The following is a 22,469-nucleotide window of genomic DNA, read 5'->3' on the forward strand; positions in this document are numbered from 1 at the left end:
GGCAGCCGGAGGTGTGGGACGCCGCTTCGGTGGCGGCCGTGTCCGCCGCTCCGGCGCGGATCGCGTCGAGCAGCCGGGCGTGGTCCATGTACTCGCGCAGACCCGCATGCCTGCGATGCCTGCGATGCCTGCGATGCCTGCGATGCCAGAGTATCGCTTGTGCACATGCCTTGCTGCGGCGATGTTTGGGGTGTCCCACCGACGACGGACGACGGGCACGACCACGAGCGCATCGACGTAGTCGTCTCGAACGCGGGCTTCGGCGACTTCGGCACGGCCGAGGACCTCACCGACGAACAGGTCGAGCAAGCGATCGCCACGAATCTCACCGGCTCGATCCAGCTCGCCCGCCGTGCGGTCCCGCACCTGCGCGAGCAGGGCGGCGGCGTGCTCGTCCAACTGTATGGTCGCCGGCCAGTCCGGCGTTGCCCACCCCACCATCGAGGCGGCGCTGTCCGACGACCCGGCGCTGACAGCGTCTGAACGAAGGGCGACGACCGATGGAGGCAACCGGCCCTCGGCCGGCCACAACCAACGGTTGTACACGCCTAAGATGCGCTGATGGACACCGAGGCCTTGCGATCGTTCGTCCGGGCGGCCGAGCTCGGGCGGTTGCAGCATGCGGCCGGCGAGCTGGGCGTGACGCAGCAGGCAGTCTCCAAGCGGATCGCCGCCCTGGAACGCGAGCTGGAGGCGCGTCTGTTCACACGTAGCGCCCGAGGGGTTGAGCTGACGCTCGATGGTCAGGCGCTTCTCCCGCACGCGCGGAGCATCGTCGCGGGTGTCGAGCGCGCCATCACCGCGGTAAGGCCGGGCTCCCGGGCCCTTCGTATCGACGTTCTCGGCCTGCGAAGCGCGCAGGCCGTTGTTCTGCACGACTATTGGCGAGCGCATCCGGAGACCAACCTCGACGTGGTGACCCTCAGGGTGAACGACCCACGCGCGGTGGTCGCCGCCGTCGAAGCAGGCGATGTCGATGCCTCGTTCCGTACCGTCACCGACCCGGCCGCACTGCCGCCCGACGTGCAGATGATCCACGCGTTCGACTCGGCGCTGGAACTTCTCGTCGGCCCGGGACACCCGCTCGCCTCCGCGCGACGACTGACACCACCGCAGCTGCGTAAGCACCGGATATGGGTGCCGGGTATCGCTCCCCGCAGCGAGTGGGCGGAGTTCTACGATCAGCTCGCCACCGACTTCGATCTGCGCATCGACGCGGCAGGCCCGCACTTCGGAGACGAGGTGCTCCTGGAGACCCTCGCGGACTCCGCGGACGTGGCCACGCTCGTCGGGGCACGCGACAGGTACATGTGGCCGACGAACCACGACCTGCGCCGCATCCCTGTCGTGAATCCGACTCTCGCATACCCGCTCTCGCTGATCCTCCCCAGAACGAATCCGCATCCAGGGCTCCGCAAGATCATCACCCACCTCGGCAGCCTGCCAAGGCTCCCTGAGACGGTCTGGCTCCCCTCCTGGGCAACGACGCCGCGGCGCGGTACACCGAAAGGATCGCGGCATGTCCAGTGACCGCCTCATGCGCATCCGCAGCGCCGAGTTCCAGGCCATGGCCGAGAGAGTCCTGCGGGTCACCGAGCTCACCTCCCGCCTGAACGTCCTGCCCTTCGAGGACGAGGCGGGCAAGGCGGACCTGTTCGAAAAGATCCTCGCCAAGCCACTGCCGCCGAAGGTCACGATCTATCCGCCCTTCTACACGGACCACGGCCTTCACCTCGACCTCGCGGAGCGCGTGTTCATCAACCAGAACTGCACGTTCCTGGACTACGCCGGGATCCGGCTCGGCGAGCGCGTGATGGTCGGGCCGAAGGCCACCTTCATCACCGTCGGGCACCCGGTCGATCCTGAGGAGCGACGGGAATGGCTGAGCGGAGCTCCCATCGATGTGGCGGAGAACGTGTGGATCGGCGCCGGTGCCACGATCCTGCCCGGCGTCAGCATCGGCCGTGATGCCGTGGTCGCCGCCGGCGCGGTCGTGGCCGATGACGTACCGCCGGCAAGCCTGGTGACCGGTGGCAAGGGAACCGTGCACCGAAGCTGGTGACCGACTCTCCGGGCCAGCGGCCAGGCGGCGCCGCGCGCGATGAGGAGGGGCGTTCTTTGCCGGCCCCGCGCTTCGCGCATGCCGTCGAACCATGTCGGAGCTGACGCTGACGGGTTGTGGGAGGCGAGCAGCCCCGCACAGCTGCACCGCCTTCGCGCCGGACGGATCGAGGTGGCCGTGGTGGCGATCGGTGAGGGGCTTCCCGACTGCGACTTGACGGGGCTGCGTATCGCGGTCCCGCGCACCGGTCGCGGCCTGGGAGTGGCCGTCGGCGCCGGTCATCCGCTGGCTTCCCGGGAGGAAGTGCACGTTGACGGTCTGGCCCAGGAAGCGTGGATCGTGGGAGCGGGAGGGAAGGTGAACCGCAGTTCGGCGCCTGGCCGACACCTGAGGCTCCCCGTGTGGCTCTCGGTCCTCCCCGGACTGGCGACGGACACCGTCCCTCACGGCGTGAAGTGGCTGCGTGTGCAGATCGGGCGCGGCAGCCCTGGCGACGTTCCTGTTGGCGGGGCGGTCGCGCGCCCGTCAGCCGCCGCTCCCGGTTCATCTCGCTCCCGGGTTGCGGCTTCCGGCTCGATTCTTCGCGATGTTCCGTACCTTCTTGGTGTTGCCGGACTCGGCGAGCAGGGCGAGTACCGGCAGCGACGCCGACTTCTCGGCGAGGACACGCTGCATCCAGTCCGTGACTTCTGCCAACTCGGCCGGCCTGGGCACGTGACCGTCCTTGATGGACAGGTAGAACACCCAGTCGTGGGTGCGGCGACGGATGAACTCGCGGTGCTTCTCCGCCTTGAGCTGGTCGATCTCCGGCAGCAGTTCGGCGGACCACTGCCGGAACTCGGCAGGACCGACCGCCTTCATCGCAATCCTGTCCACGAGGTCGACCACCGCCGTCTTGGACACCATCTCGATGGGGTCACGCAGGATCACGGCCACGATCCCGCGGTCTCGGTCGCGGCTGCGCGAGGCAGCGATCACTGAAACCACGCGTTGGTATACGGACGATCGCACGTGCTCGTCCGCGACGGCATCGTAGACGTCCACGTCCACGATGCCGGCCTCGGCGAGCAACGCGGCTAGGTCGGCGTGCAATGTCATCGCTTCATCACTTCGTCACTTCGTCACTTCTCGCAAGAGTGCTTCTTGGCGGCCTCGCGCCGCTCCCGTTCATCCCGTTCCTCCGCTTGATTTCGCCTGCCGAGCTTCCTGACGGCTTGTCTGACCTCCGTCTTGTAGTGTTCCACCGCTTGTCGCTGCGTACGTGTGAGCTCCGGTTGGCCGTCAATGGGGTGGCCGTTCGGTCCAATCCTGACCTCGCGGCCCCCGCCACCGGTGACATGGGCGTGCGCCGGCTTGTCGACGTCGTACTCGTGCACGACGATGCGCACGCCGTTCTTGGTGACGTCCAGGAGGGACAGCCCGAGCGGGTCGAGCCACGTGAACGGATTGGGAACGTAGCTGTGCGGCGCATAGCCACCGGCGAGACCGATCGGGTCGGGGGTGAGGTAGCGGGCCGTTTCCGGGTCGTAGTAGCGGAAGTAGTTGTGGTTCAGGCCGGTTTCGGGGTCGGCGTACTGGCCTGGGAAGCGGAGGGGGCACGACACCCCGTCGGGCGGGGTGGGGAGGGGCGTTCCCCAGAGGGTGGTGCGGTGTTGCCAGGCGAGGTGGCCGTCGGGGGTGAGAAGTTCGGTGGGCGTGCCTGTCAGGTCCGTGACGATCGCGTGGAAGCGGGCACTCCCGGTGAGCGGCTCCCGGTCGGTCTGGGTCAGGGGGCGGTGGGTGCCGGGTGCGTAGTCCCAGGTGGTCGTCGCACCGGCTTGGGTGGATTGTTCGGCGAGACGGGTGGCGTCCCAGGTGAAGATGAGGGACGTGCCGGCTGGGCCCGTCTTGGATATGCGGCGGCCGAGTGGGTCGTAGGCATAGCGCCACTGCCCGCCTTCGGGAGTCGTCGCCGATATCAGGCGGTCTGCCGCGTTCCAGGTGTAGATCCAGGTGCGGGTCTGGCCGTTGAGGAGTCTGCGGGTTTTGCGAATCAGCCTGCCGGCCGCGTCGTGTTCGTGGGTGGTGCGGCCCGCGAGGCGGACCAGGGTGCCGGAGAACTCGCGGTCACCCGGGGCCGGGTGGTCCGGTGCCGTGGCGTGGGTCTGGTTGCCCGCCGTGTCGTAGGCGTACGTCTCCGTCCAGCCGTGTGCCTGGACGCCCGTCACCCGGCCCACCGGGTCGAGGTTGAAGTGGCGCGTGCCGGTGGTGAGTTCGCGGACCTCGGTGACGTAGCCGTCGGGGCGGTAGGTGTACGTGCGGTGCTGGAGGAGGTTCTGCGAAGCGGAGGCGGCCGTCTGGTGGGTGAGGCGGTCGGTCGCGTCCCAGCCTTGGGTGAGGGTGACCGCGCCCATGGCGCGCTCGACCTCACGGCCTGCCGCGTCGTGAGTGAAGGTGAGGGTGCCGCCATCAGTGGTGAGGGCGGACGGGCGGCCCGCCAAGTCGTATGTCCAGCCGGAGACCAGACCGGAGGGCGTCGTACGGCCGGTGCGGCGGCCCAGCGCGTCGTAGGCGTACGACGTCGTGCGGCCGTTGACCGTTTCCGTCAGGACCCGACCCAGCGGGTCACGTTCCAGGGTCAGTTCCGCGGCGGCGTTCGCCGCATGGACGAGGGCACCGTTCACGTCGTAGGCGTAGGTCGTGACCTCGTCGGCTGCTTCGTCGTGCTGGGCCGTCACGCGGTCCGCCGCGTCCAGGGTGTAACGCAGCGTCTCGCCCAGTGCATTGGTCCTGGCGATGAGGCGGCCCGCCGCGTCGAGGGCGTACGTACGGGTGGCGCCGTTGAAGTCCGTCTCGGCGACCAGACGGCCCGCCGGGTCGTACTCGTAGCTCCACTGCTCGCCCTGGGGATTGGTGACAGCGGTAAGCCGCAACTCCGTGTCGTACGCGAACGCGTAGTGCGCACCGTCGGGGTCGGTGCGGGTGGCGGGCAGGTCGAAGTGGGTGTTCGTGTGGCGGGTGGTGTGTCCGGCCTGGTCGGTGTGGGTGACGAGGTTGCCCTCGCAGTCCCACTGCCACGTCTCGCGCGTCCCGTCGGGATGTTCGCACCAGGCCGGCTTGCCCTCGATCGTCCAACCGTGCCGGGTGGTGTGCCCCAGCGGGTCGGTGACGGCGGTGATACGGCCGTGTGGCCCGCGGCGTACGTGGGTCGTGTGACCGGCCGGGTCGGTGACGGTGACCGGGAGGCCCGCGCCGTCGCAGGTCACGGTGGTGGTGTGGCCGAGGGCGTCGGTGACCGCGGACAGGTGACCAGCGCTGTCGTAGGTGTAGCGGGTCTCCGCCCCGCCCGGGTCGGTGGTCGAGGTACGGGCGCCTCGGTCGTCGTAGGTGTGGCGCCACACCGCGCCGCCCGGCTCTCGGACCTGGAGTGGCAGCCCCCAGTCGTCGTAGACGACCTCGGTCACGGTCCCGTCGGACAGCTCCACCGACACGGGACGGCCTTCGTCGTCGTAGGTGTAGCGGGTGGTGTGGCCCAACAGGTCGGTGACGGCGACCGGGTTCCGGTTGGTGGCGTCCCACTCGGTGCGGGTGGTGTTGCCCAGCGGGTCCGTCTCGGCGATGACCTTGTACGCCTCGTTGCACACGTACGTGGTGGTGTGGCCGTGGGAGTCGGTGTAGCGGGTGGTGCGGGCCGCCGTGTCGTAGTGGAAGCGCCCCGACAGGATCCCGTCGGGGCCGATGCCGCGCAGGACGCGGCCCCGGTGGTCGTAGACGTAGGCGTACGTGGTGCCGTTGCGGTCCGTCCAGGAGGTGACGCGGTGCTGGTCGTCGTAGCGGTAACGCAGCGCCTTGCCTGTGGAGTTGACGATCTCGGTCAGGTTCCCGGCCTCATCGTAGCCGTACGAGATCAGCGTGGTGCTCCGCGCGCCGTCTTCGCCGTGCAGCATGCGCAGCGCGGTGACGCGGAGCAGGCCCGGGTCGGTGTCCACCGCGATGCGGTAGCCGCCGGAGTGGGTGATCTCCTTCGGTGCGCCGCGGACGTCGTACGCGAAGTCGATGCGGTCGCCCTCGCCGCTGCGGTCCGTGATCGCCTTCAGCGCCAGGTCCGGGCCGCCCACCGGCAGCGGCGCGAAGTGCAGGGTGCGGCCCCGTTCAGGAACGGTGACGGTGAAGGTGCCATCGTGCTTGCCGTCCCAGCACAGCGGCCAACGCGGCCCGGATGTGGGCAGCGTGGGCACCTCGGGCTCCGGCACCGGATAGGTGAGGAGCATCCCGTCGTCGGTGACGTAGACGACACCCGCGTCATCGATCTCCAGGCGCTGGTCGAGGGTGGCCGCCCAGGTGGCGCCGAACCAGCCGCCGCACGGGTGCCCCGACACGTAATGCCGCTCCAGCACCAGCGGCAGCGTGCCGGGCAGGTCGATGTCGGTGGTGGACATGACCATTTCGCCGGTCGCCACGTCGACCGGCTCGCCCTCTTTCTTCTTCTCATCGTCGGGTGTGTTGTTTCCGTCCGGATCGTGATTCGTACGGTCGCGGGCGGACCCGTCCCGTCGCAGCCCCTGCTCCCGGCGCGCCAGCCGCTGCGCGGCCGAGGCAGCGGCCTTGCTGGCCCCTCCCGCGCCGCCGGACGCGAGAGCGAGCAGCAGGTCCGGGGTCAGTTGCCCGGCAGCACGGGACGGATTGCGCTGCCACTCCTCCCAGTTGCTGACCGCCTTGGCGAACTCCTTGGGGTTCTCCACCGCGTACGCAGCCCCGTCGGCCATGCCGGCCAGTCTCATCGCGGCGCCGCCGAAGCCGTCCTCGAACATGAACTCGACCTGCTTGAACAAGGAACGCGTGCTGTCCCCCGCGCCACCGAGGAAGTCCTTGCCCCGCTGCTTCCACGCGTCCAAGCCCTTCTTCCCCGGGGGCTTGTCCGGCGCCTTCTCGGCCGCCTTGTCCAGCTTCCCCTTCGCCGCCTTGACGACGCCCTCAAGCTCCGTCTCCAGCGCGTCCAGACGGCGGTGACAGGAGTCCATCGCGGAGATACCCGGATCGTCGTCCGGCGGGCGCGGCGGCAGCGCGTCGTCCTTGCGCTCCACCGCCGCGTTGTACGCCGTGACGTCCTTCCAGTGCCGCTTCGAGGCCGCCCGCGCCGCGTCCGCGTCCTCGATCAGGGGCTTGCACCGCTTCTGCACTGAGCGGAGCTTGTCCGCGTACGAGTCCAACGCGTTCGCCGCCGCGTGGAACTGCGTATGCGCGGATCCCAGTTCCTGGGGCAGCTTCTCGACCGCCTTGTCGAAGCTCTCCGACGCCGCCCCTGTCCAGTCCATCAGCGTGAGGTCGTCCAGCTTGGCCTGCCCGTCCTTGAACGCACCCGCGTACGCACGGAGCTTGACCACCAGGTCATCCACGTCGGAGGGGTTGCCGAAGATGACATCGCTGGGTTTCGCGTTCGGCGGTATCCGCTCGACGGTCCCGCCCTCGGTCGCGTCACGCGAACTCATGCGTCCGGCCCGCCCTTGCTCTGGTCGATCATGGCCCGCAACGTCTCCGCGTCCAGTACGAACGCCCGCGGACTCAACGGTTCCACCAACGCCCGCACCCCCTCCGGCAACAACTCCACCAAGTCCTCCGCCGTCGTGGACGCCCACTCACAGGCCCCGGCGTACTGGCTCAGAACCCTACGGTGATCCGAACGAAACTGCCTAGCGGCGCCTGACGAACCGGCGGCTCACCGTCCGGGAGTCCCGCCGCCACCGCCTGGGCCGCTACCTGTGGCCACATCAGGGCCGGGCCCCGGCCGGGGTGGCGGCCCGGGGTCAGGCCGGAGCGAGGACGCAGAACTCGTTGCCCTCCGGATCGGCCAGAACCTTCCACGGGACGTCGCCCTGGCCCACGTTGGCGGGCGTCGCGCCGAGCTCCATCAGCCGCGCGACCAACTCCGTGTGGTGGCCCGCAGAGGTGGTGGCGAGTTCGATGCGCACGCGGTCTCTCACGGTTTCCGGGTCCGGGACGGTGACGACGTCGACGCAGACGGCGGCAGGGTCCGGCCAGGCGGGACCCGCGGACTTGACGTTGGTCACGCCGGGTTCCTCGCTGGAGACGTTCCAGTCGAGCGCCTCCGCCCAGAACCGGCCCGGCTCCGAGTCCTCCCGGGCTTTGAGATTCACCTGAAAAAGCTGCAGCGCCATGCCGCCAACCTATCCCAGGCGTTGAACTGACAGTCGGAAGCGCCGCGTCCGGACGGGCGGCCGGAAGTCCGCGTGGCCTGCTGCACGGGAGAGGGCGCGGACTGCGGGCGGTCGCCGGACAGACCGAACAGGTGAACTAGATCCAGTCGCGAGAACAGCACAGCAGCGGACTCTTGCATCCTGGCACTGAGTGTCAAACAATGACAGTCATCTGACACTCAGTGCCAAGTACTTGCCCCGCAGGTTCTTCAGAAGGAGGTCCGGATGTCCCGTGAACATGCCGCGCGGATGATCGACTGGCAGGCGACGGCCTGCGCCATGCAGGGGTCGCCCCTGTACGCGGCCCTGCTTCCGCAGGTCGCCGCAGACCTGCGGGCGGGCGGCGTGTGCGCCGAGGCGCTGGCCGGATACGAGGACGCGCCCGGCGCGGACGCGATCGCTCTCCGGCTGCTGGGCGGCGTGCACGCGCGGGTGCTCACCGGACGCGCCCCCGGCCTTGCGGAGCATTTCCCCAGCATGGGCGGCGAGTTCCGGCCGGAGCGCGCCACGGACCTGGGGCGTGCCTTCCTGGCGGCGGTCGGCGAGGGGATGGCCTGGGTGCGCGACTGGATGACCCGGCCGCCGCAGACGAACGAGGTCGGGCGGGCCGGGCCGCTGCTGGCCGGGGCGCTCCACGCGGCGACGCGGCGCCCGCTGCCCGTCCGGCTCTTCGAGCTGGGAGCCAGCGCGGGCCTCAATCTGCGCGCGGACCGGTTCCGCTGTACGGCCCCCGAGTTCGCCTGGGGGCCGGAGGACTCACCGGTGCGGTTGGAGGGCGCCTGGCAGGCCCCCGTACCGCAGTGGCTGACCCGGGCGGCGCGGCGGCGGCCGGAACTCACCGTCGTCGAGCGGCGTGGCTGCGACATCTCGCCCGTCGATCCGCTGTCGCCGGACGGAGCGCTGGCCCTGCGGGCGTACGTCTGGCCCGACCAGGCCGAGCGGGCCGCCCGGCTGGACGGCGCACTGCGGCTCGCCGCGAAGGTGCCGGCGGAGGTGGAACAGGCGGGTGTCGCCGAATTCCTCGCAGGGATCGAACCGCAGGAGGGCACGCTGACCGTGGTGTGGCACTCGATCATGCGGCAGTACGTGCCGTCGGCCGAGTGGGCGCGGGCCGAGGGGGAGCTGGAACGGCTCGCGAGGGCCGACGGCGGGGACGATACCGGAGCGGGCTTCGCCTACGTCGCCTTCGAGCCGGCGGGCGCCGGGGCCGGCGTGCGACCGTGCCACCTGTCCGTCCGCGTGGGCACCGGAGCGCGGGAGATCCTCGCCGAGGCCCCGCCGCACGGTCTCCCCGGACGCGGGTGAGCCGCGCCCGGCACCGACGGCGCCCGGCGTGGCGCGCCGCCGGGCCGTCAACACCGGGCAGGAGCCGTGCTCCGCATTAGGCTCCTGGCATGCCCGCACGCTTCAAGGCTCTGGTACTGGACGCGCTCGACCATCAGGCGCTCGCTGACTGGTGGTGCACCACGCTCGGTTATCTGCGGCGGGAACCGCCTGCGGGCGAGGCCGCGCACTCGCTCGAGTGGCCGGTGCCCATCTACGACCCCCGTGGGCAGGGCCCGGTGATCTGGATCAATCCGGTGCCGGAGCCGAAGACGGCGAAGAACCGTATGCACGTCGACGTGTACGGCCACACCGAGGAGATGCTGGCATTGGGCGCCACGCTGGTGCGGCGGCACCGTGGGCGGTTCGACTGGGATGTGCTCGCCGACCCGGAGGGCAACGAGTTCTGCGTGTTCTCGCCGCCCAAGCCGCATATGACCCCGGCGGCCCGGTAACGTCCTGGTGCACGGCAGGCTCTGAGCACGGTGGCGCGGATCAGCAGCGCTCCAGCAGGCGGAAGCGTTCCGTCACGACGAGGGTGTCGTCGTCCACCGTGAAGTCCAAGCCTCCTGGGGTCTGTCCGAGCGCCGCGCGCATCTCGGGGCTGTGCCAGAAGTTCTCGTGTCCCGCACGCCATGAGGCGACCGTGGTGTGCCCCTCGCCCTCGTCCACCGCGTGCGCGAGGTCGACGTCCGCGAGCCGCAGCACTCGCACCTGCGTCAACTCGATGACGGCGACCGGGCGTTCACCGGAATCGACGACCACGGACCGCTCGCCCGCGCGGGGCAGCGCTTCGCCCGCGATCTCGTACTCGGCGTGCAGCCCCGTCGTCGAGGTCTTCGCGCCGGAGAGGATCGCGGCCACCAGTTGGTCGCGCAGCGGGCCGGGGAAGGCGAATTCCGCGCGGGGCAGTTCCTCGTGTGTCGGCATCAGGCCAGGGTAGAGCCCTCGGTCACACCCGCGTGGGCGTCACGGCGGACGAGGGCGGCGTAACGGCCGTCCAGGGCCAGCAGTTCATGATGTGTGCCCCGCTCGGCGATGCGGCCGCCGGAGAGGACGACGATCTGGTCCGCGTCGCGGATGGTGGAGAGGCGGTGGGCGATGGTGAGCGTGGTGCGGCCGGTTGCCAGAGCGTCGATCGCCTCCTGGACCGCCCGCTCGGTGCGGGTGTCGAGGGCGCTCGTCGCCTCGTCCAGGATCAGCACCGGCGGGTCGCGCAGGATCGTACGGGCCAGCGCGAGGCGTTGTTTCTCACCACCCGAGAAGCGGTAGCCGCGCTCGCCGACGAGGGTGTCGTAGCCGTCCGGCAGGGCTGCGATGTGGTCGTGGATCTGGGCTGCTTCGGCGGCGGCGCGCAGCTGAGCGTCAGTGGCTTCCGGCTTGGCGAAGCGGAGGTTGTCGGCCACGGAGGCGTGGAAGAGGTAGGTCTCCTGCGAGACGACGCCGACCGCGCGCGCCAGTGACGCGAAGTCGAGATCACGTACGTCGACGCCGTCGAGGGTGACGCGACCGCCGGTGACGTCGTAGAGCCGGGGCACCAGATAGCTCAGGGTGCTCTTGCCGGATCCGGTCGTACCGACGACGGCGAGGCTGCTCCCGGCGGGGACGGCCAGTTCGATCGCGTCCAGGGTGGGTGCGGTGGCGTCCGTGTCGTAGGCGAAGGTGACGCCCTCGAACCGCACCTCGCCGCGCGCCTCGGTCAGCCGCACGGGCTGCTGGGGCTCGGTGATGTCAGGGGTCAGGTCGAGGTACTCGAAGATGCGCTGGAAGAGCGCGAGCGAGGTCTGCATCTCCACGCCGGTCGACAGCAGCGAGACGGCGGGGCGCAGCAGGCCCTGCTGGAGGGTGACGAAGGCGACGAGGGTGCCGAGGGAGACGGTCGGGCCGCCGAACTGCACCAGCACGCCCGCGGACCAGTAGAGCAGGGCCGGGATGGCCGCCATGATGATGCCGATCGTGGACATCCGCCACCGCCCGGCCATGCTGGAGCGGATCTCCAGGTCCACCAGGCGTTCCGACTCGTCGCCGAAGTCGCGGGTGAGGGAGTCGGACCGGCCCATGGTGCGGCCCAGCAGGATGCCGCTGACGGAAAGCGATTCGGTGACCACCGCGGACATGGCGGCCATCTGCTTCTGCCGCTGGGTGGTGATCGCCTTCCGCTCCCGCCCGACCCGGCGGCTGATCCACACGAAGAACGGCAGGAGCACCAGTGACACCAGGGTCAGCCGCCACTCCAGCGCCAGCATGGCGGCCAGGGTCGCGACGACGCTGGTGAGGTTGGAGACCAGCGAGGTCGCGGTGGAGGTGACGGTGGCCTGCATGCTGCCGATGTCGTTGGCGATGCGGGACTGGACCTCGCCGGTGCGTGTCCGGGTGAAGAAGGCCAGCGGCATGCGCTGGAGCTTGGCGTAGACGGCGGTGCGCAGGTCGTGCATGACGCGCTGGCCGACGGTGGTGCTGATGAGCGTCTGGAGGACGCCGAAGACGCTGGTGGTGACGGCGATGAGGATCATGCCGAGCGCGAGCAGCGACAGGAGGCCGGTGCGCTGCTGCGGGATCGCGGTGTCGAGGATCTCCCGCAGGAGGAAGGGGGAGGCGACCGAGACCAGCGAGGACGCGCCGACCAGCACGCCGACTACGGCGAGGCGGCCTCGGTAGGGGCGGAACAGGCGCAGGATGCGGCGTACGGGGGCGGGGGGCGGCCCACTGGGGTCACGGGTGTCGCGAGGCAATGTGCTCCTCGGTGTGCGGGGTGGGTACCGGGCGGGAGGGGCCCACCCGGCAAGGCAGGAAGAAGAGCATAGTTCATTGTTACCTATACTCACAGTGAATTTAGTCCTGATAACCTGCGGCCATGCCCAGAACCCCCGACGCGACCGCCGGTGACCTCGCCGATCAGCTGCTGAGCCTCACCCGGCGGCTGCACCATGTGCACAAACGGAATCTGTCGCCGGTCGGCATCACTCCCGCGCAGTCGCGGCTGCTGCGCACCGTGGCCCGTACCGCCACCCCGCCCCGGATGGCCGACATCGCCGCACAGCTGGAGGTCGTACCGCGTGCGGTGACCACCCTGGTGGACGCCCTGGAGGAGCGGGGCCTGGTGCGCCGGGTGCCGGACGTCACCAACCGCCGGGTGGTGCGGATCAAGGTGACCGAGGGCGGCATAGCGGCACTCAAGGAGCTGCGTCAGGCCCGGCGCTCAGCGGCGGAGGCGGTCCTCGCCCCGCTCTCCGCCGACCAGCGCACCGAGCTGAGCGCGCTGCTGGCGCAGCTGGAGACCGAACACCCGGGCCGCTGACGGCGATTCGGGTGGCGCGGTCACTTCCCGAGCGTCGCCCGGTCCCCCATCACCACGACCGGATGCGCCGCCGGGTCCAGCGTGCGCAGCAGATACTCCATGCCGGACCGGGAGAGGCTGACGCACCCGGACGTCCCGCTGCCGTGGTCCATGTGCAGCCAGATGCTGCCGCCCTTGGTCCGGCCCTCGGGCCGGGTCGGATCGAGCGGGCTCGTCCCCTCGACCCTGTTGTAGTCGATGGCGATGACGAGGTCGAAGTCATGCCGGGTCTTCTCGGGCCAGTACGAGGGCGGGGTGAAGGCTGAGGAGTGCGTGTACGGCAGCCGTGCGCCCGGGTCCGGCAGCACGCCGCCCGCGTCCGTAAGGGTGAAAACCCCGACCGGGCTGCGCTTGTCCCCCTCGCGGTGATCGGTTGTCCAGCCGCGCTTGCCGTTGTGCCCGCTCCACTGCTTGTCGCGGGACCAGCGCCCGCTCGCGTCTCCGCCGCTCACCTTCTCCGGGTCCTTCCGGGTGTACAGCTCGATCTTCGCCTCCCCGGAGTCCTCGCCCTTGCCGTAGACGGCGACGACCTGCCGGGAGCGGTCCGGGATCTTCTCCTGGAGCCGGTCGCCGACGCCGGGGATGCGCTTCAGCCCGGTGTGCCCGGCAGGGGCCGGGGAGCGGGAGGCGGACGGCGAGGAGGACGGCGAGGAAGCCGCCCCATCGTCCTTTGGCGGGCTGTCCCCGCCGCAGCCGGTGAGCAGCAGGGTGAGTGCCACGACTGTGGCGGGCGCCACAGCGGCCATCCACCTGCTATTGGTCCATACCGATCCCGTACGGTGCATGATTCACATGGTCGCACTTTTCGGAGACAGCTCCGTGCGGAAAAACCCGTTGATTTCCGGCCCTTCCTCTGGCGAGGCTTGCCCAGCCCGCCCCCTCGAACCGCCCCTGGGACGTCATGCACATTCGTCATCTTCCTTATCCGGATCCTGGTACGCCCGATGTGCGGTCGGGCCACCACTTCCTTCTCTGGCTGGGGCGGCAGCAGTTGGGTGGCCAGGCCAAGTCGCTGGCGTGGGGCACCCTTCATCTGCTGTCGGTGGCGGCGCTCCCCCTCGCGGTCGGGCTGGCGGTGCAGGCCGTGGTGGACCGTTCCGGTGAGCGGCTGGCGCTGGCCGGTGCTCTGATGGCGCTGCTCGGAGCGGGCGCGACGGTGGGCGACACGATGCTGCACCGCACCGCCATCACCAACTGGGTCACCGCGGCAGCCCGGGTGCAGCAGCTGCTCGCCCGCCGGACGGCCTCGCTGGGCGCGACGCTCACCCAGCGGGTGGCGGCTGGTGAGGTCGTGGCCGTATCCACGGGCGACATCGAGAAAGTGGGATGGTGCGTCGAGTCGGCCTCCCGCTTCAGCGCCGCACTGCTGGTCTCGCTCTCGGTGTGCGCGGGCCTGATCGCCTACGAACCGGAGCTGGGCGGCCTGGTGGCCGCCGGACTGCTCGTGCTGACCCTGGTCATACTGCCGATGCTGCCGCGGGCCACCCGGCGGGCCGACCTTCAGCGCGAGAAAGCAGGCCGGGCCACCGAGTTGGCTGCCGACACGGTGGCCGGACTGCGGGTGCTGCGCGGCATCGGCGGCGAGCAGCTCTTCCTGGAGCGCTACCGCAAGGCATCGCAGGAGGTACGCGGTTCAGCGGTGCGTACGGCGCGCATGTGGGCGCTGATCGAGGCCGTGCAGGTCGCTCTGCCGGGGCTGTTGCTGATCGCCGTGATCTGGCAGGGCACCAGGATGACGACGGACGGGCGGCTCGCGGTGGGTGAACTGGTCACCGTGTACGGGGCGGTGACCTTCCTGCTGTTCCCGCTGCGGATGTTCCAGGAGTTCGCGATGGCCTACTCCTTCTCACGGCCCTCCGCCACCCGGGCGGCCCGGGTCCTGGCGCTGCACCATGCGACGGAGGCCCGTACGGCTGCCGCGCCGGGCACGGCGGCGGCGCTCCGGCCCGAGGGTGACCTGTACGACCCGGCCAGCGGGGTGCTCGCCGCCGCCGGGCAGCTGACGGCGGTGGTGTGCGGGGACGCGGACGCGGCGGGGGTGCTCGCCGACCGCCTGGGCGGACACGCCCTCGCCCCCTCCCCGGACGGGGAGGAGGTGCTGCTCGGCGGCGTCGCGCTGGACGACGCTCCGCTGGACGTCGCGCGCACCGCCGTCCTCGTCCAGGACAAGGATCCCGTGCTGCTCTCCGGGACTCTCGAGGAGCTGATGGATGTGCCCTCCTCCGGTGAGGTGGCGGTGCGGGACGCGCTGGAGGCGGCCCAGTGCGGTGACGTGCTGGCGGCGCTGGCGCAGGGTTCCCCTGGCACGGACGCCGACCCGCTGCGGGTACGGATCACCGAGCGGGGCAGATCGCTCTCCGGCGGCCAGCGACAGCGGCTCGCGCTGGCGCGCTCGCTGGTCACCGACCCGGCGGTACTGGTGCTGGACGAGCCGACGAGTGCCGTCGACTCGCACACCGAGTCCCGGATCGCCACCGCCCTGCACCGGATACGTGCGGGGCGCACGACGGTGGTACTCACCTCCAGCCCGCTCGTACTGGACTGCGCGGACCAAGTGCTGCTGGTTCAGGACGGCCGGGTGACGGCCTCCGGGCCACACCGGAAACTGCTGCACACCGATGCGGACTACCGCGCCGTCGTCACCCGGCAGACCGACGAGGAACTGACCGAGAGGACCGGCTCCGCATGATCGGCGTCGCACCACCCGCCTACGACCCGGCCGCTTCCGAGTCCGTGACCACCCTGCCCGTGGGCACCCCGGCGACCGTACGCGCCTACGTGCGCTTGCTGTTCCGGCGCCACCGGCGGGCCTTCGTCCTTCTGGTGACGGTCAACGCGATCGCGGTGACCGCCTCCATGGTCGGCCCCTATCTGCTCGGCACCGTTGTCGAGGACCTCGCCGCCGGAGTCGAGGACATTCCGCTGGAACGAACGGTCGCGCTGTTCGCCGTCGCGCTGCTGGTCCAGACGGTGTTCATCCGGATGGTCCGGCTGCGCGGAGCGATGCTCGGCGAGGAGATGCTGGCGGATCTGCGCGAGGACTTCCTCGTACGGTCCGTCGGGCTGCCGCCGGGAGTGCTGGAACGCGCCGGGACGGGAGACCTGCTCTCCCGGATCACCACCGACATCGACCGGCTGGCAAACGCCATGCGCGAGGCGGTTCCGCAGCTCGCGATCGGCGTCGTATGGGCCGCGCTGCTGCTCGGGGCGCTCACCGTCACGGCGCCGCCGCTCGCGCTGGCCGTGCTGATCGCGCTGCCGGTGCTGATCACCGGCTGCCGCTGGTACTACCGGCGGGCACCGGCCGCCTACCGCTCGGAGGCCGCCGGGTACGCCGCCGTGGCCGGTGCGCTTGCCGAGACGGTGGACGCGGGCCGGACGGTGGAGGCCCACCGGCTGGGCGCCCGCCGCATCGGCCTGTCCGAGCAGCGCATCGCGGAGTGGACCGCGTGGGAACGGTACACGCTCTGGCTGCGCACGATCATCTTTCCCACCCTCAACCTCAGCAACGTGCTGGTGCTGGGCTCGGTGCTGATGCTCGGCGGCGTGTTCGTGCTGGAGGGCTGGATCTCGGTCGGTCAGCTGACGACCGGCGCGCTGTTCTCCCAGATGCTGTTCGAGCCGGTGAGCCTGATCCTGCGCTGGTACGACGAACTGCAGGTCGCCCAGGTGTCGTTGGCCCGCCTGGTGGGGGTGCGCGAGATCGAGCCGGACAGCGGCGACGGTGCCCTCTCGCCCGACGGCCGCCGGATGCAGGCGGACGAGGTGCGCTTCGGCTACCACGAAGGGGCCGACGTCCTGCACGGTGTGACGCTCGACGTACCGCCGGGCACCCGGGTGGCACTCGTCGGACCGTCCGGCGCGGGCAAGTCCACGCTGGGGCGGCTGCTCGCCGGGATCTACGGGCCGCGCGAGGGCGAGGTGACACTCGGCGGCGCGGAGCTGTCCCGGATGCCCGCCGAGCGGGTGCGCCGGCACGTGGCGCTCGTCAACCAGGAGCACCATGTCTTCGTCGGCTCCCTCCGGGAGAACCTGCTGCTTGCCCGTACGGACGCGGACGACAGCGAACTGCGGGCAGCGCTCGGTGCTGTGGGCGCCGATGACTGGGCGGATGGCCTGACGGACGGGCTGGACACCGAGGTCGGCTCCGGCGGAGTCGCCGTCACCCCCGCACAGGCGCAGCAGATCGCACTGGCCCGGCTCGTCCTCGCCGACCCGCACACCCTCGTGCTGGACGAGGCGACCTCGCTGCTGGATCCGCGCGCGGCACGGCACCTGGAGCGCTCACTGGCCCAGGTGCTCGAGGGGCGCACGGTCGTCGCCATCGCCCACCGGCTGCACACCGCGCACGACGCGGATGTGATCGCGGTCGTCGAACAGGGCACGATCAGCGAACTGGGCAGCCACGACACCCTGGTCGCGGCCGACGGCGCCTACGCGGCCCTGTGGCGGTCCTGGCACGGCTAGGGTCCGCGCCGCACAGCCGGGTGGGCGACCTGGTCACGGTGGTCCTCAGAAGGGGTTGAGGGCCACCAGACCGCCCGCGCCGCCCAGCAGCATGAACAGCGGCATCAGTATCTTCACCTCGACCCACGCCCCGGCACGGAAGCGCATGAAACGCGGGGTGCCCAGCGGATACCAGCGCTTGCCCCCTATCCGGATCGGCCACAGGATCGGGCAGCCGGACACCGTCAGCGCGTCTCCGACGCTGTGCACAAGGGCGCCGAGCACCACCGGCAGGCCCAGCCACAAGTACTCCTGGCCGTCCGCGTGGAACAGCCAGTCCGCGCCGTTGCCCGGTTTGGCGAGCACGTCGGCCAGGATCCAGGCCGAGGCGGCCCCGAGCAGCCAGACCAGCACGTCGCTGGAGACCCGGGCCATCCGCCACAGCAGGCCCTCGACGGCGAGCACCACATGTATGAAGAGGATGACCAGCACCGCCCAGCGGCCCCCGGTGACGGCCGCCGCCGAGAACCCGGCGCCGATGAGCACGGCCCAGACCCAGGTGTGGGTGAGCGTGCGGTGGCCGCCGGAGCGGCGCCGCTCACCACTGGTCCTGGTCCCGTTGTAGACGGCCTGCGACAGCTTGTCGATCACCCCGCACAGCACGCGGGAGATCGGCCCGAAGGCACGCGAGATCGTCGCCGACTTGTGGTCGAGATCCGGTGCCAGCGCCGCACCCGCGCAGATCAGCGTGCCGATGACGAGCACCGGCCACGGCATCCGGTGATCCAGTGCGGCTGCCGCCGCGCCCACCCCCAGCCAGGCCGCCGCTCCGGAGAGCGAGTGCGCTGGTCCCATCATCCTTATCCCACCCCTGTGTTGAGCTGTCCCGCCAGTGCCCCGGTCGCGGCACGGGCACCGCCCGCCGACCGCAGTGCGCCCAGGGAGCGACTCAGCGTAGCCTCCAGTGATCACCGCAGCCTCACCGGTTCTCGGAATCGGACCGCGGAAGGGCAAGATGGGGGTGTGACAGCCACCCTTATCGATCAGATGCCGCCCGAAGCCGACCCCGACGCTCTCTTCGAGACCTTCTCCGCCTGGGCGGAGGAGCAGGGGATCTCGTTGTACCCGGCCCAGGAGGAAGCGCTCATCGAGGTGGTGTCCGGGGCGAACGTCATCCTGTCGACCCCGACCGGCTCGGGAAAGAGCCTGGTCGCCGCGGGTGCGCACTTCGCCGCACTCGCCCGGGACCAGGTGACCTTCTACACCGCGCCGATCAAGGCCCTGGTGTCGGAGAAGTTCTTCGATCTGTGCAAGCTCTTCGGCACCGAGAACGTCGGCATGCTGACCGGTGACGCGTCCGTGAACGCCGACGCCCCGGTCATCTGCTGCACCGCCGAGGTCCTGGCATCCATCGCTCTGCGTGACGGCCCGAACGCCGACATCGGCCAGGTCGTGATGGACGAGTTCCATTTCTACGCGGAGCCGGACCGCGGGTGGGCGTGGCAGATCCCGCTGCTGGAGCTGCCGCACGCGCAGTTCATCCTGATGTCGGCGACGCTCGGCGACGTGAGCCGCTTCAAGGAGGACCTGACCCGCCGCACGGGGCGGGAGACCGCGGTCGTACGCTCCGCCACGCGGCCTGTGCCGCTCTCCTACGAATACCGCACGACCGGCCTCACCGAGACCCTGACGGAGCTGCTGGAAACCCACCAGGCTCCCGTCTACATCGTCCACTTCACCCAGGCACAGGCCGTGGAGCGGGCACAGGCGCTGATGAGCATCAACATGTGCACGCGGGCCGAGAAGGACCAGATCGCCCAGCTCATCGGCGCGTTCCGCTTCACCACGGGCTTCGGCCGCAACCTCTCCCGCTACGTCCGCCACGGCATCGGGGTGCACCACGCCGGGATGCTGCCGAAGTACCGGCGGCTGGTGGAGCGGCTGGCCCAGGCGGGGCTGCTGAAGGTCATCTGCGGCACGGACACGCTCGGGGTCGGTGTCAACGTCCCCATCCGCACCGTGCTGTTCACGGCGCTCAGCAAGTACGACGGCACGCGCGTCCGTACGCTGCGGGCCCGCGAGTTCCACCAGATCGCGGGCCGCGCCGGGCGGGCCGGTTACGACACCGCCGGGCTCGTCGTCGCCCAGGCCCCCGAGCATGTCGTCGAGAACGAGAAGGCGCTCGCCAAGGCCGGTGACGACCCGAAGAAGCGCCGCAAGGTCGTCCGCAAGAAGGCGCCGGAGGGCTTCGTCAACTGGAGCGAGCAGACCTTCGAGAAGCTGATCGCCTCCGACCCCGAGCCGCTGAACTCCCGCTTCCGGGTCACCCACGCGATGCTGCTGTCCGTCATCGCGCGGCCCGGTGATCCGTTCACCGCGATGCGGAAGCTGCTGGAGGACAACCACGAGGACCGCCGTTCGCAGCTGCGGCACATCCGCCGGGCCATCGCCATCTACCGCTCCCTGCTGGACGGCGGGGTCGTGGAGCAGCTGGACGAGAGCGCGGCCGGGCCCGACGGGCGCCGCATCCGGCTCACCGTCGACCTCCAGCAGGACTTCGCGCTCAACCAGCCGCTTTCCACCTTCGCGCTCGCCGCGTTCGAGCTGCTGGAGCCTGATTCGCCGTCCTACGCGCTGGACATGGTCTCGGTCGTCGAGTCGACCCTGGACGACCCGAGGCAGATCCTCGCCGCGCAGACGAACAAGGCAAGAGGCGAGGCCATCGGCCAGATGAAGGCGGACGGCATCGAGTACGAGGAGCGGATGGAGCGGCTGATGGACATCAGCTACCCCCAGCCGCTGGAGGAGCTGCTCTTCCACGCCTACGGCGTCTACCGCAAGTCGCACCCCTGGGTGGGTGACCATCCGCTCTCGCCCAAATCCGTGATCCGGGACATGTACGAACGGGCGATGACGTTCACGGAGTTCGTCGGCCACTACGAACTCGCCCGCACCGAGGGCATCGTGCTGCGCTATCTGGCCAGCGCCTACAAGGCGTTGCAGCACACCGTGCCGGACGATCTCAAGTCCGAGGACTTCCAGGACATCATCGAGTGGCTGGGCGAGATGGTCCGCCAGGTCGACTCCAGCCTGCTGGACGAGTGGGAGCAGCTGGCCAATCCCGAGGACGAGACGGCCGAGGAGGCGCAGGAACGCGCCGACCAGGTCAAACCCGTCACCGCCAACCCGCGTGCCTTCCGCGTCCTGGTGCGCAACGCACTGTTCCGCCGGGTGGAGCTGGCGGCGCTGGACAAGGTACGGGAACTCGGCGAGCTGGACGGCGACTCCGGCTGGGACGCCGACGCCTGGGCCCAGGCGATGGACGGCTACTGGGAGGAGTACGACGATCTGGGAACCGGCCCCGACGCCCGCGGCCCCAAACTGCTGCGGATCGAGGAGGAACCGGCCGAGCGGCTGTGGCGCGTCCGCCAGACGTTCGCCGACCCGAACGGCGACCATGACTGGGGCATCTCCGCCGCGGTCGACCTGACCGCCTCCGACGAGGAGGGCCAGGCAGTCATCAAGGTCCTCGACGTCGGCAAGCTCTGAGGCGCGTCTGCCGGCCGTCGAGTCCAGCGAACGATCTGTGAGCCGTCGCCGCATCTGAGAAGCTGTTGTCCTACCCCCACCGGGGTAGGACAACAGCTTCTCAGGGGCACCCCGCGGCGTTCTGCCAGTGGCAGAACACCGGCCCGAGCGGGCTCGACGATCACTACGGTCAGTCGCATGACAACGATTACCACGCGCACGATCGAGTACCCGGCCGACGGTCTACCGATGATCGGGTACCTCGCGCTCCCGAACGGCGCCGATCGCCGGCCCGCGGTGCTGCTCGGCCCGGAGGGCCCCGGACCCGGCGACGTCGAGCGCCGCCGGGCCGATGCGCTCGCCGAGCTGGGATATGTGGCGCTGGCCTTCGACCTCCACGGCGGACGCTATCTGGGCGACCCCGAGGAGATGCTGGCCCGTTGCATGCCGCTGCTCGCCGACCCCGGCCGGATGCGGGGCATCGGCCACGCGGCGCTCGACGTGCTGCGCGACGAACCGCGGACCGACTCCGACCGGATCGCCGCCGTCGGCTACGGCACGGGGGGCGCCATCGGGCTGGAACTCGGGCGCGACGGCGTCGACCTGCGCGCGATCGGGACAGTCAACGCACTGACCACGGGCCGAGCGGCCGAGACGGCGCGCATCCGCTGCCCGGTGTGGGCCGGGGTCGGGTCGGAGGACCCGATCATGCCGCCCGCACAACGGGACGCGTTCACCGCCGAGATGCAGGCCGCGGGCGTCGACTGGCGCCTCGTCGTCTACGGCGGCGCCCTGCACGCCTTCCACCACCCGCCGGTCGACCAGCCCGTGCTGCCCGGCGTCGGCTACCACCCACGGCACGCGCGGCGAGCCTGGCGCGACGTCGTCGACCTGCTTGCCGAGTGCCTGCCCGTCTCGGAGTGATCTGACCGGCAACCGCGATTCCACTCGGCCACGGGCAAGACCACATGAGACGGGACACCGGTACTCCGGCCAGCCAAGACCGCCAGGGCGGACTCCCGGGACCGCAGCCCCGGTTCCCTGGCAGTCTCTGGCACCGCTCATCGGCACCGCTGCCGTCTTGTCAGATGCCGTAGGGCGGCATCCCTCAGGGAGTGTCCCGAGTGCCGACCCCGAGGTGCTCGCCGACCCGGTTGACCAGCAGCGTCATCTCGTACGCGACCTGCCCGATGTCGGCGTCCGCCCCCGCCAGCACGCACAGGCAACTCCCGTCGCCCGCAGCGGTGACGAAGAGCACGCCTTCGTCGAACTCGATCATCGTCTGCCGTACCCGCCCCGCCCGGAAGTGCTCGCCCGAGCCTTTCGCGAGACTGTGCAGACCGGAGGAGACCGCCGCCAGATGCTCCGCGTCCGCCCGGTCCAGACTCTCGTTCTTCGCCGTCACCAACCCATCGTTGGAGAGGACGAGCGCATGACGGACGAACGATATCCGCTGCGTCAGATCATCCAGCAACCAATCGAGGCTTGCGTTCAGTGCCATCCCCGTGTCCCCCTTCTCCTTGGCAACCGCCGTGCCACCCTTACCCACGACGGCACGGTGGGCAACCTCCCCGGCCCC

18 protein-coding genes and 1 pseudogene are annotated in these 22,469 nt (G+C 70.4%); 11 read left to right on the forward strand and 8 right to left on the reverse strand.

The window, feature by feature from the left end:
- Positions 1 to 165: 165 nt before the first annotated feature.
- The 3 genes from LHJ74_RS16350 (at position 166) to LHJ74_RS16360 (ending at position 2,062) form a co-directional block, all read left to right on the forward strand.
- A complete protein-coding gene (locus LHJ74_RS16350) occupies positions 166 to 483 on the forward strand; it encodes an SDR family NAD(P)-dependent oxidoreductase (protein WP_260218773.1) in 318 nt (105 codons plus the stop codon).
- Positions 484 to 561: 78 nt separating this feature from the next.
- Entirely contained in the window at positions 562 to 1,530 is a 969-nt protein-coding gene (locus LHJ74_RS16355; RefSeq protein ID WP_260218774.1) for a LysR family transcriptional regulator, read from the forward strand.
- Positions 1,520 to 2,062 (forward strand): DapH/DapD/GlmU-related protein, encoded by a 543-nt coding sequence (locus tag LHJ74_RS16360; protein WP_260218775.1) that lies wholly within the window; start codon positions 1,520 to 1,522, stop codon positions 2,060 to 2,062. The genes LHJ74_RS16355 and LHJ74_RS16360 overlap by 11 nt, the downstream gene beginning before the upstream one ends.
- A gap of 543 nt (positions 2,063 to 2,605) precedes the next feature.
- Here the strand turns inward: LHJ74_RS16360 and LHJ74_RS16365 are convergent.
- Both LHJ74_RS16365 and LHJ74_RS34210 read right to left on the reverse strand, forming a co-directional pair.
- Entirely contained in the window at positions 2,606 to 3,160 is a 555-nt protein-coding gene (locus LHJ74_RS16365) for a hypothetical protein (RefSeq protein ID WP_260218776.1), read from the reverse strand.
- A gap of 23 nt (positions 3,161 to 3,183) precedes the next feature.
- Positions 3,184 to 7,530, reverse strand: a complete 4,347-nt coding sequence (locus LHJ74_RS34210) for a DUF6531 domain-containing protein (RefSeq protein WP_311203308.1) — start codon at positions 7,528 to 7,530, stop codon at positions 3,184 to 3,186.
- A 30-nt stretch (positions 7,531 to 7,560) separates the two neighbouring features.
- Here LHJ74_RS34210 and LHJ74_RS34215 point away from each other — a divergent pair, with 30 nt between their 5' ends.
- Complete coding sequence (locus tag LHJ74_RS34215) at positions 7,561 to 7,716, forward strand: hypothetical protein (RefSeq protein WP_311203309.1); 156 nt, start codon at positions 7,561 to 7,563, stop codon at positions 7,714 to 7,716.
- Between the two features lie 135 nt (positions 7,717 to 7,851).
- Here the strand turns inward: LHJ74_RS34215 and LHJ74_RS16390 are convergent.
- A pseudogene (locus tag LHJ74_RS16390) lies at positions 7,852 to 8,217 on the reverse strand (VOC family protein); the annotation flags it as partial.
- 264 nt (positions 8,218 to 8,481) lie between these two features.
- Between LHJ74_RS16390 and LHJ74_RS16395 the strand changes: the two are divergent.
- Positions 8,482 to 9,561 carry a DUF2332 domain-containing protein gene (locus LHJ74_RS16395; protein WP_260218777.1) on the forward strand — a complete coding sequence of 360 codons (1,080 nt, stop codon included), beginning with the start codon at positions 8,482 to 8,484 and terminating at the stop codon, positions 9,559 to 9,561.
- Between the two features lie 89 nt (positions 9,562 to 9,650).
- The gene (locus LHJ74_RS16400; protein ID WP_260218778.1) at positions 9,651 to 10,034 is read left to right on the forward strand and encodes a VOC family protein; all 384 of its coding nucleotides are present in this window, start codon (positions 9,651 to 9,653) and stop codon (positions 10,032 to 10,034) included.
- A 40-nt stretch (positions 10,035 to 10,074) separates the two neighbouring features.
- Here the strand turns inward: LHJ74_RS16400 and LHJ74_RS16405 are convergent, their stop codons facing one another.
- Both LHJ74_RS16405 and LHJ74_RS16410 read right to left on the reverse strand, forming a co-directional pair.
- Positions 10,075 to 10,509, reverse strand: a complete 435-nt coding sequence (locus LHJ74_RS16405; protein WP_260218779.1) for an ASCH domain-containing protein — start codon at positions 10,507 to 10,509, stop codon at positions 10,075 to 10,077.
- Positions 10,509 to 12,311, reverse strand: coding sequence for an ABC transporter ATP-binding protein (locus LHJ74_RS16410; protein WP_260218780.1), 1,803 nt, complete (start codon positions 12,309 to 12,311; stop codon positions 10,509 to 10,511). Before LHJ74_RS16410 ends, LHJ74_RS16405 begins: the two co-directional genes overlap by 1 nt.
- Before the next feature lie 122 nt (positions 12,312 to 12,433).
- Between LHJ74_RS16410 and LHJ74_RS16415 the strand changes: the two genes are divergently transcribed.
- Positions 12,434 to 12,877 (forward strand): MarR family winged helix-turn-helix transcriptional regulator, encoded by a 444-nt coding sequence (locus LHJ74_RS16415; protein WP_260218781.1) that lies wholly within the window; start codon positions 12,434 to 12,436, stop codon positions 12,875 to 12,877.
- A gap of 20 nt (positions 12,878 to 12,897) precedes the next feature.
- Here LHJ74_RS16415 and LHJ74_RS16420 read toward each other — a convergent pair whose 3' ends face one another.
- Entirely contained in the window at positions 12,898 to 13,662 is a 765-nt protein-coding gene (locus tag LHJ74_RS16420) for a L,D-transpeptidase family protein (protein WP_375546762.1), read from the reverse strand.
- A 155-nt stretch (positions 13,663 to 13,817) separates the two neighbouring features.
- Between LHJ74_RS16420 and LHJ74_RS16425 the strand changes: the two genes are divergently transcribed.
- Both LHJ74_RS16425 and LHJ74_RS16430 read left to right on the forward strand, forming a co-directional pair.
- Positions 13,818 to 15,605 carry an ABC transporter transmembrane domain-containing protein gene (locus LHJ74_RS16425; protein WP_260218783.1) on the forward strand — a complete coding sequence of 596 codons (1,788 nt, stop codon included), beginning with the start codon at positions 13,818 to 13,820 and terminating at the stop codon, positions 15,603 to 15,605.
- Positions 15,602 to 17,383, forward strand: a complete 1,782-nt coding sequence (locus LHJ74_RS16430; protein ID WP_260218784.1) for an ABC transporter ATP-binding protein — start codon at positions 15,602 to 15,604, stop codon at positions 17,381 to 17,383. The genes LHJ74_RS16425 and LHJ74_RS16430 overlap by 4 nt, the downstream gene beginning before the upstream one ends.
- Before the next feature lie 45 nt (positions 17,384 to 17,428).
- Here the strand turns inward: LHJ74_RS16430 and LHJ74_RS16435 are convergent, their stop codons facing one another.
- Positions 17,429 to 18,220 (reverse strand): metal-dependent hydrolase, encoded by a 792-nt coding sequence (locus LHJ74_RS16435; protein WP_260218785.1) that lies wholly within the window; start codon positions 18,218 to 18,220, stop codon positions 17,429 to 17,431.
- Positions 18,221 to 18,409: 189 nt separating this feature from the next.
- Between LHJ74_RS16435 and LHJ74_RS16440 the strand changes: the two genes are divergently transcribed.
- Together LHJ74_RS16440 and LHJ74_RS16445 are read left to right on the forward strand one after the other, a co-directional pair.
- The gene (locus LHJ74_RS16440) at positions 18,410 to 20,911 is read left to right on the forward strand and encodes a DEAD/DEAH box helicase (protein ID WP_260219031.1); all 2,502 of its coding nucleotides are present in this window, start codon (positions 18,410 to 18,412) and stop codon (positions 20,909 to 20,911) included.
- Between the two features lie 177 nt (positions 20,912 to 21,088).
- Positions 21,089 to 21,814: a dienelactone hydrolase family protein gene (locus LHJ74_RS16445; protein WP_260218786.1), complete on the forward strand. Its 726-nt coding sequence runs from the start codon at positions 21,089 to 21,091 to the stop codon at positions 21,812 to 21,814.
- Between the two features lie 184 nt (positions 21,815 to 21,998).
- Here LHJ74_RS16445 and LHJ74_RS16450 read toward each other — a convergent pair whose 3' ends face one another.
- On the reverse strand, positions 21,999 to 22,391 hold the full coding sequence (locus tag LHJ74_RS16450; RefSeq protein ID WP_260218787.1) for a roadblock/LC7 domain-containing protein: 393 nt from the start codon (positions 22,389 to 22,391) through the stop codon (positions 21,999 to 22,001).
- Between the last annotated feature and the right edge of the window lie 78 nt (positions 22,392 to 22,469).

This window comes from Streptomyces gossypii (genome assembly GCF_025165795.1).
In the GTDB taxonomy this organism is placed as follows: domain Bacteria; phylum Actinomycetota; class Actinomycetes; order Streptomycetales; family Streptomycetaceae; genus Streptomyces; species Streptomyces gossypii.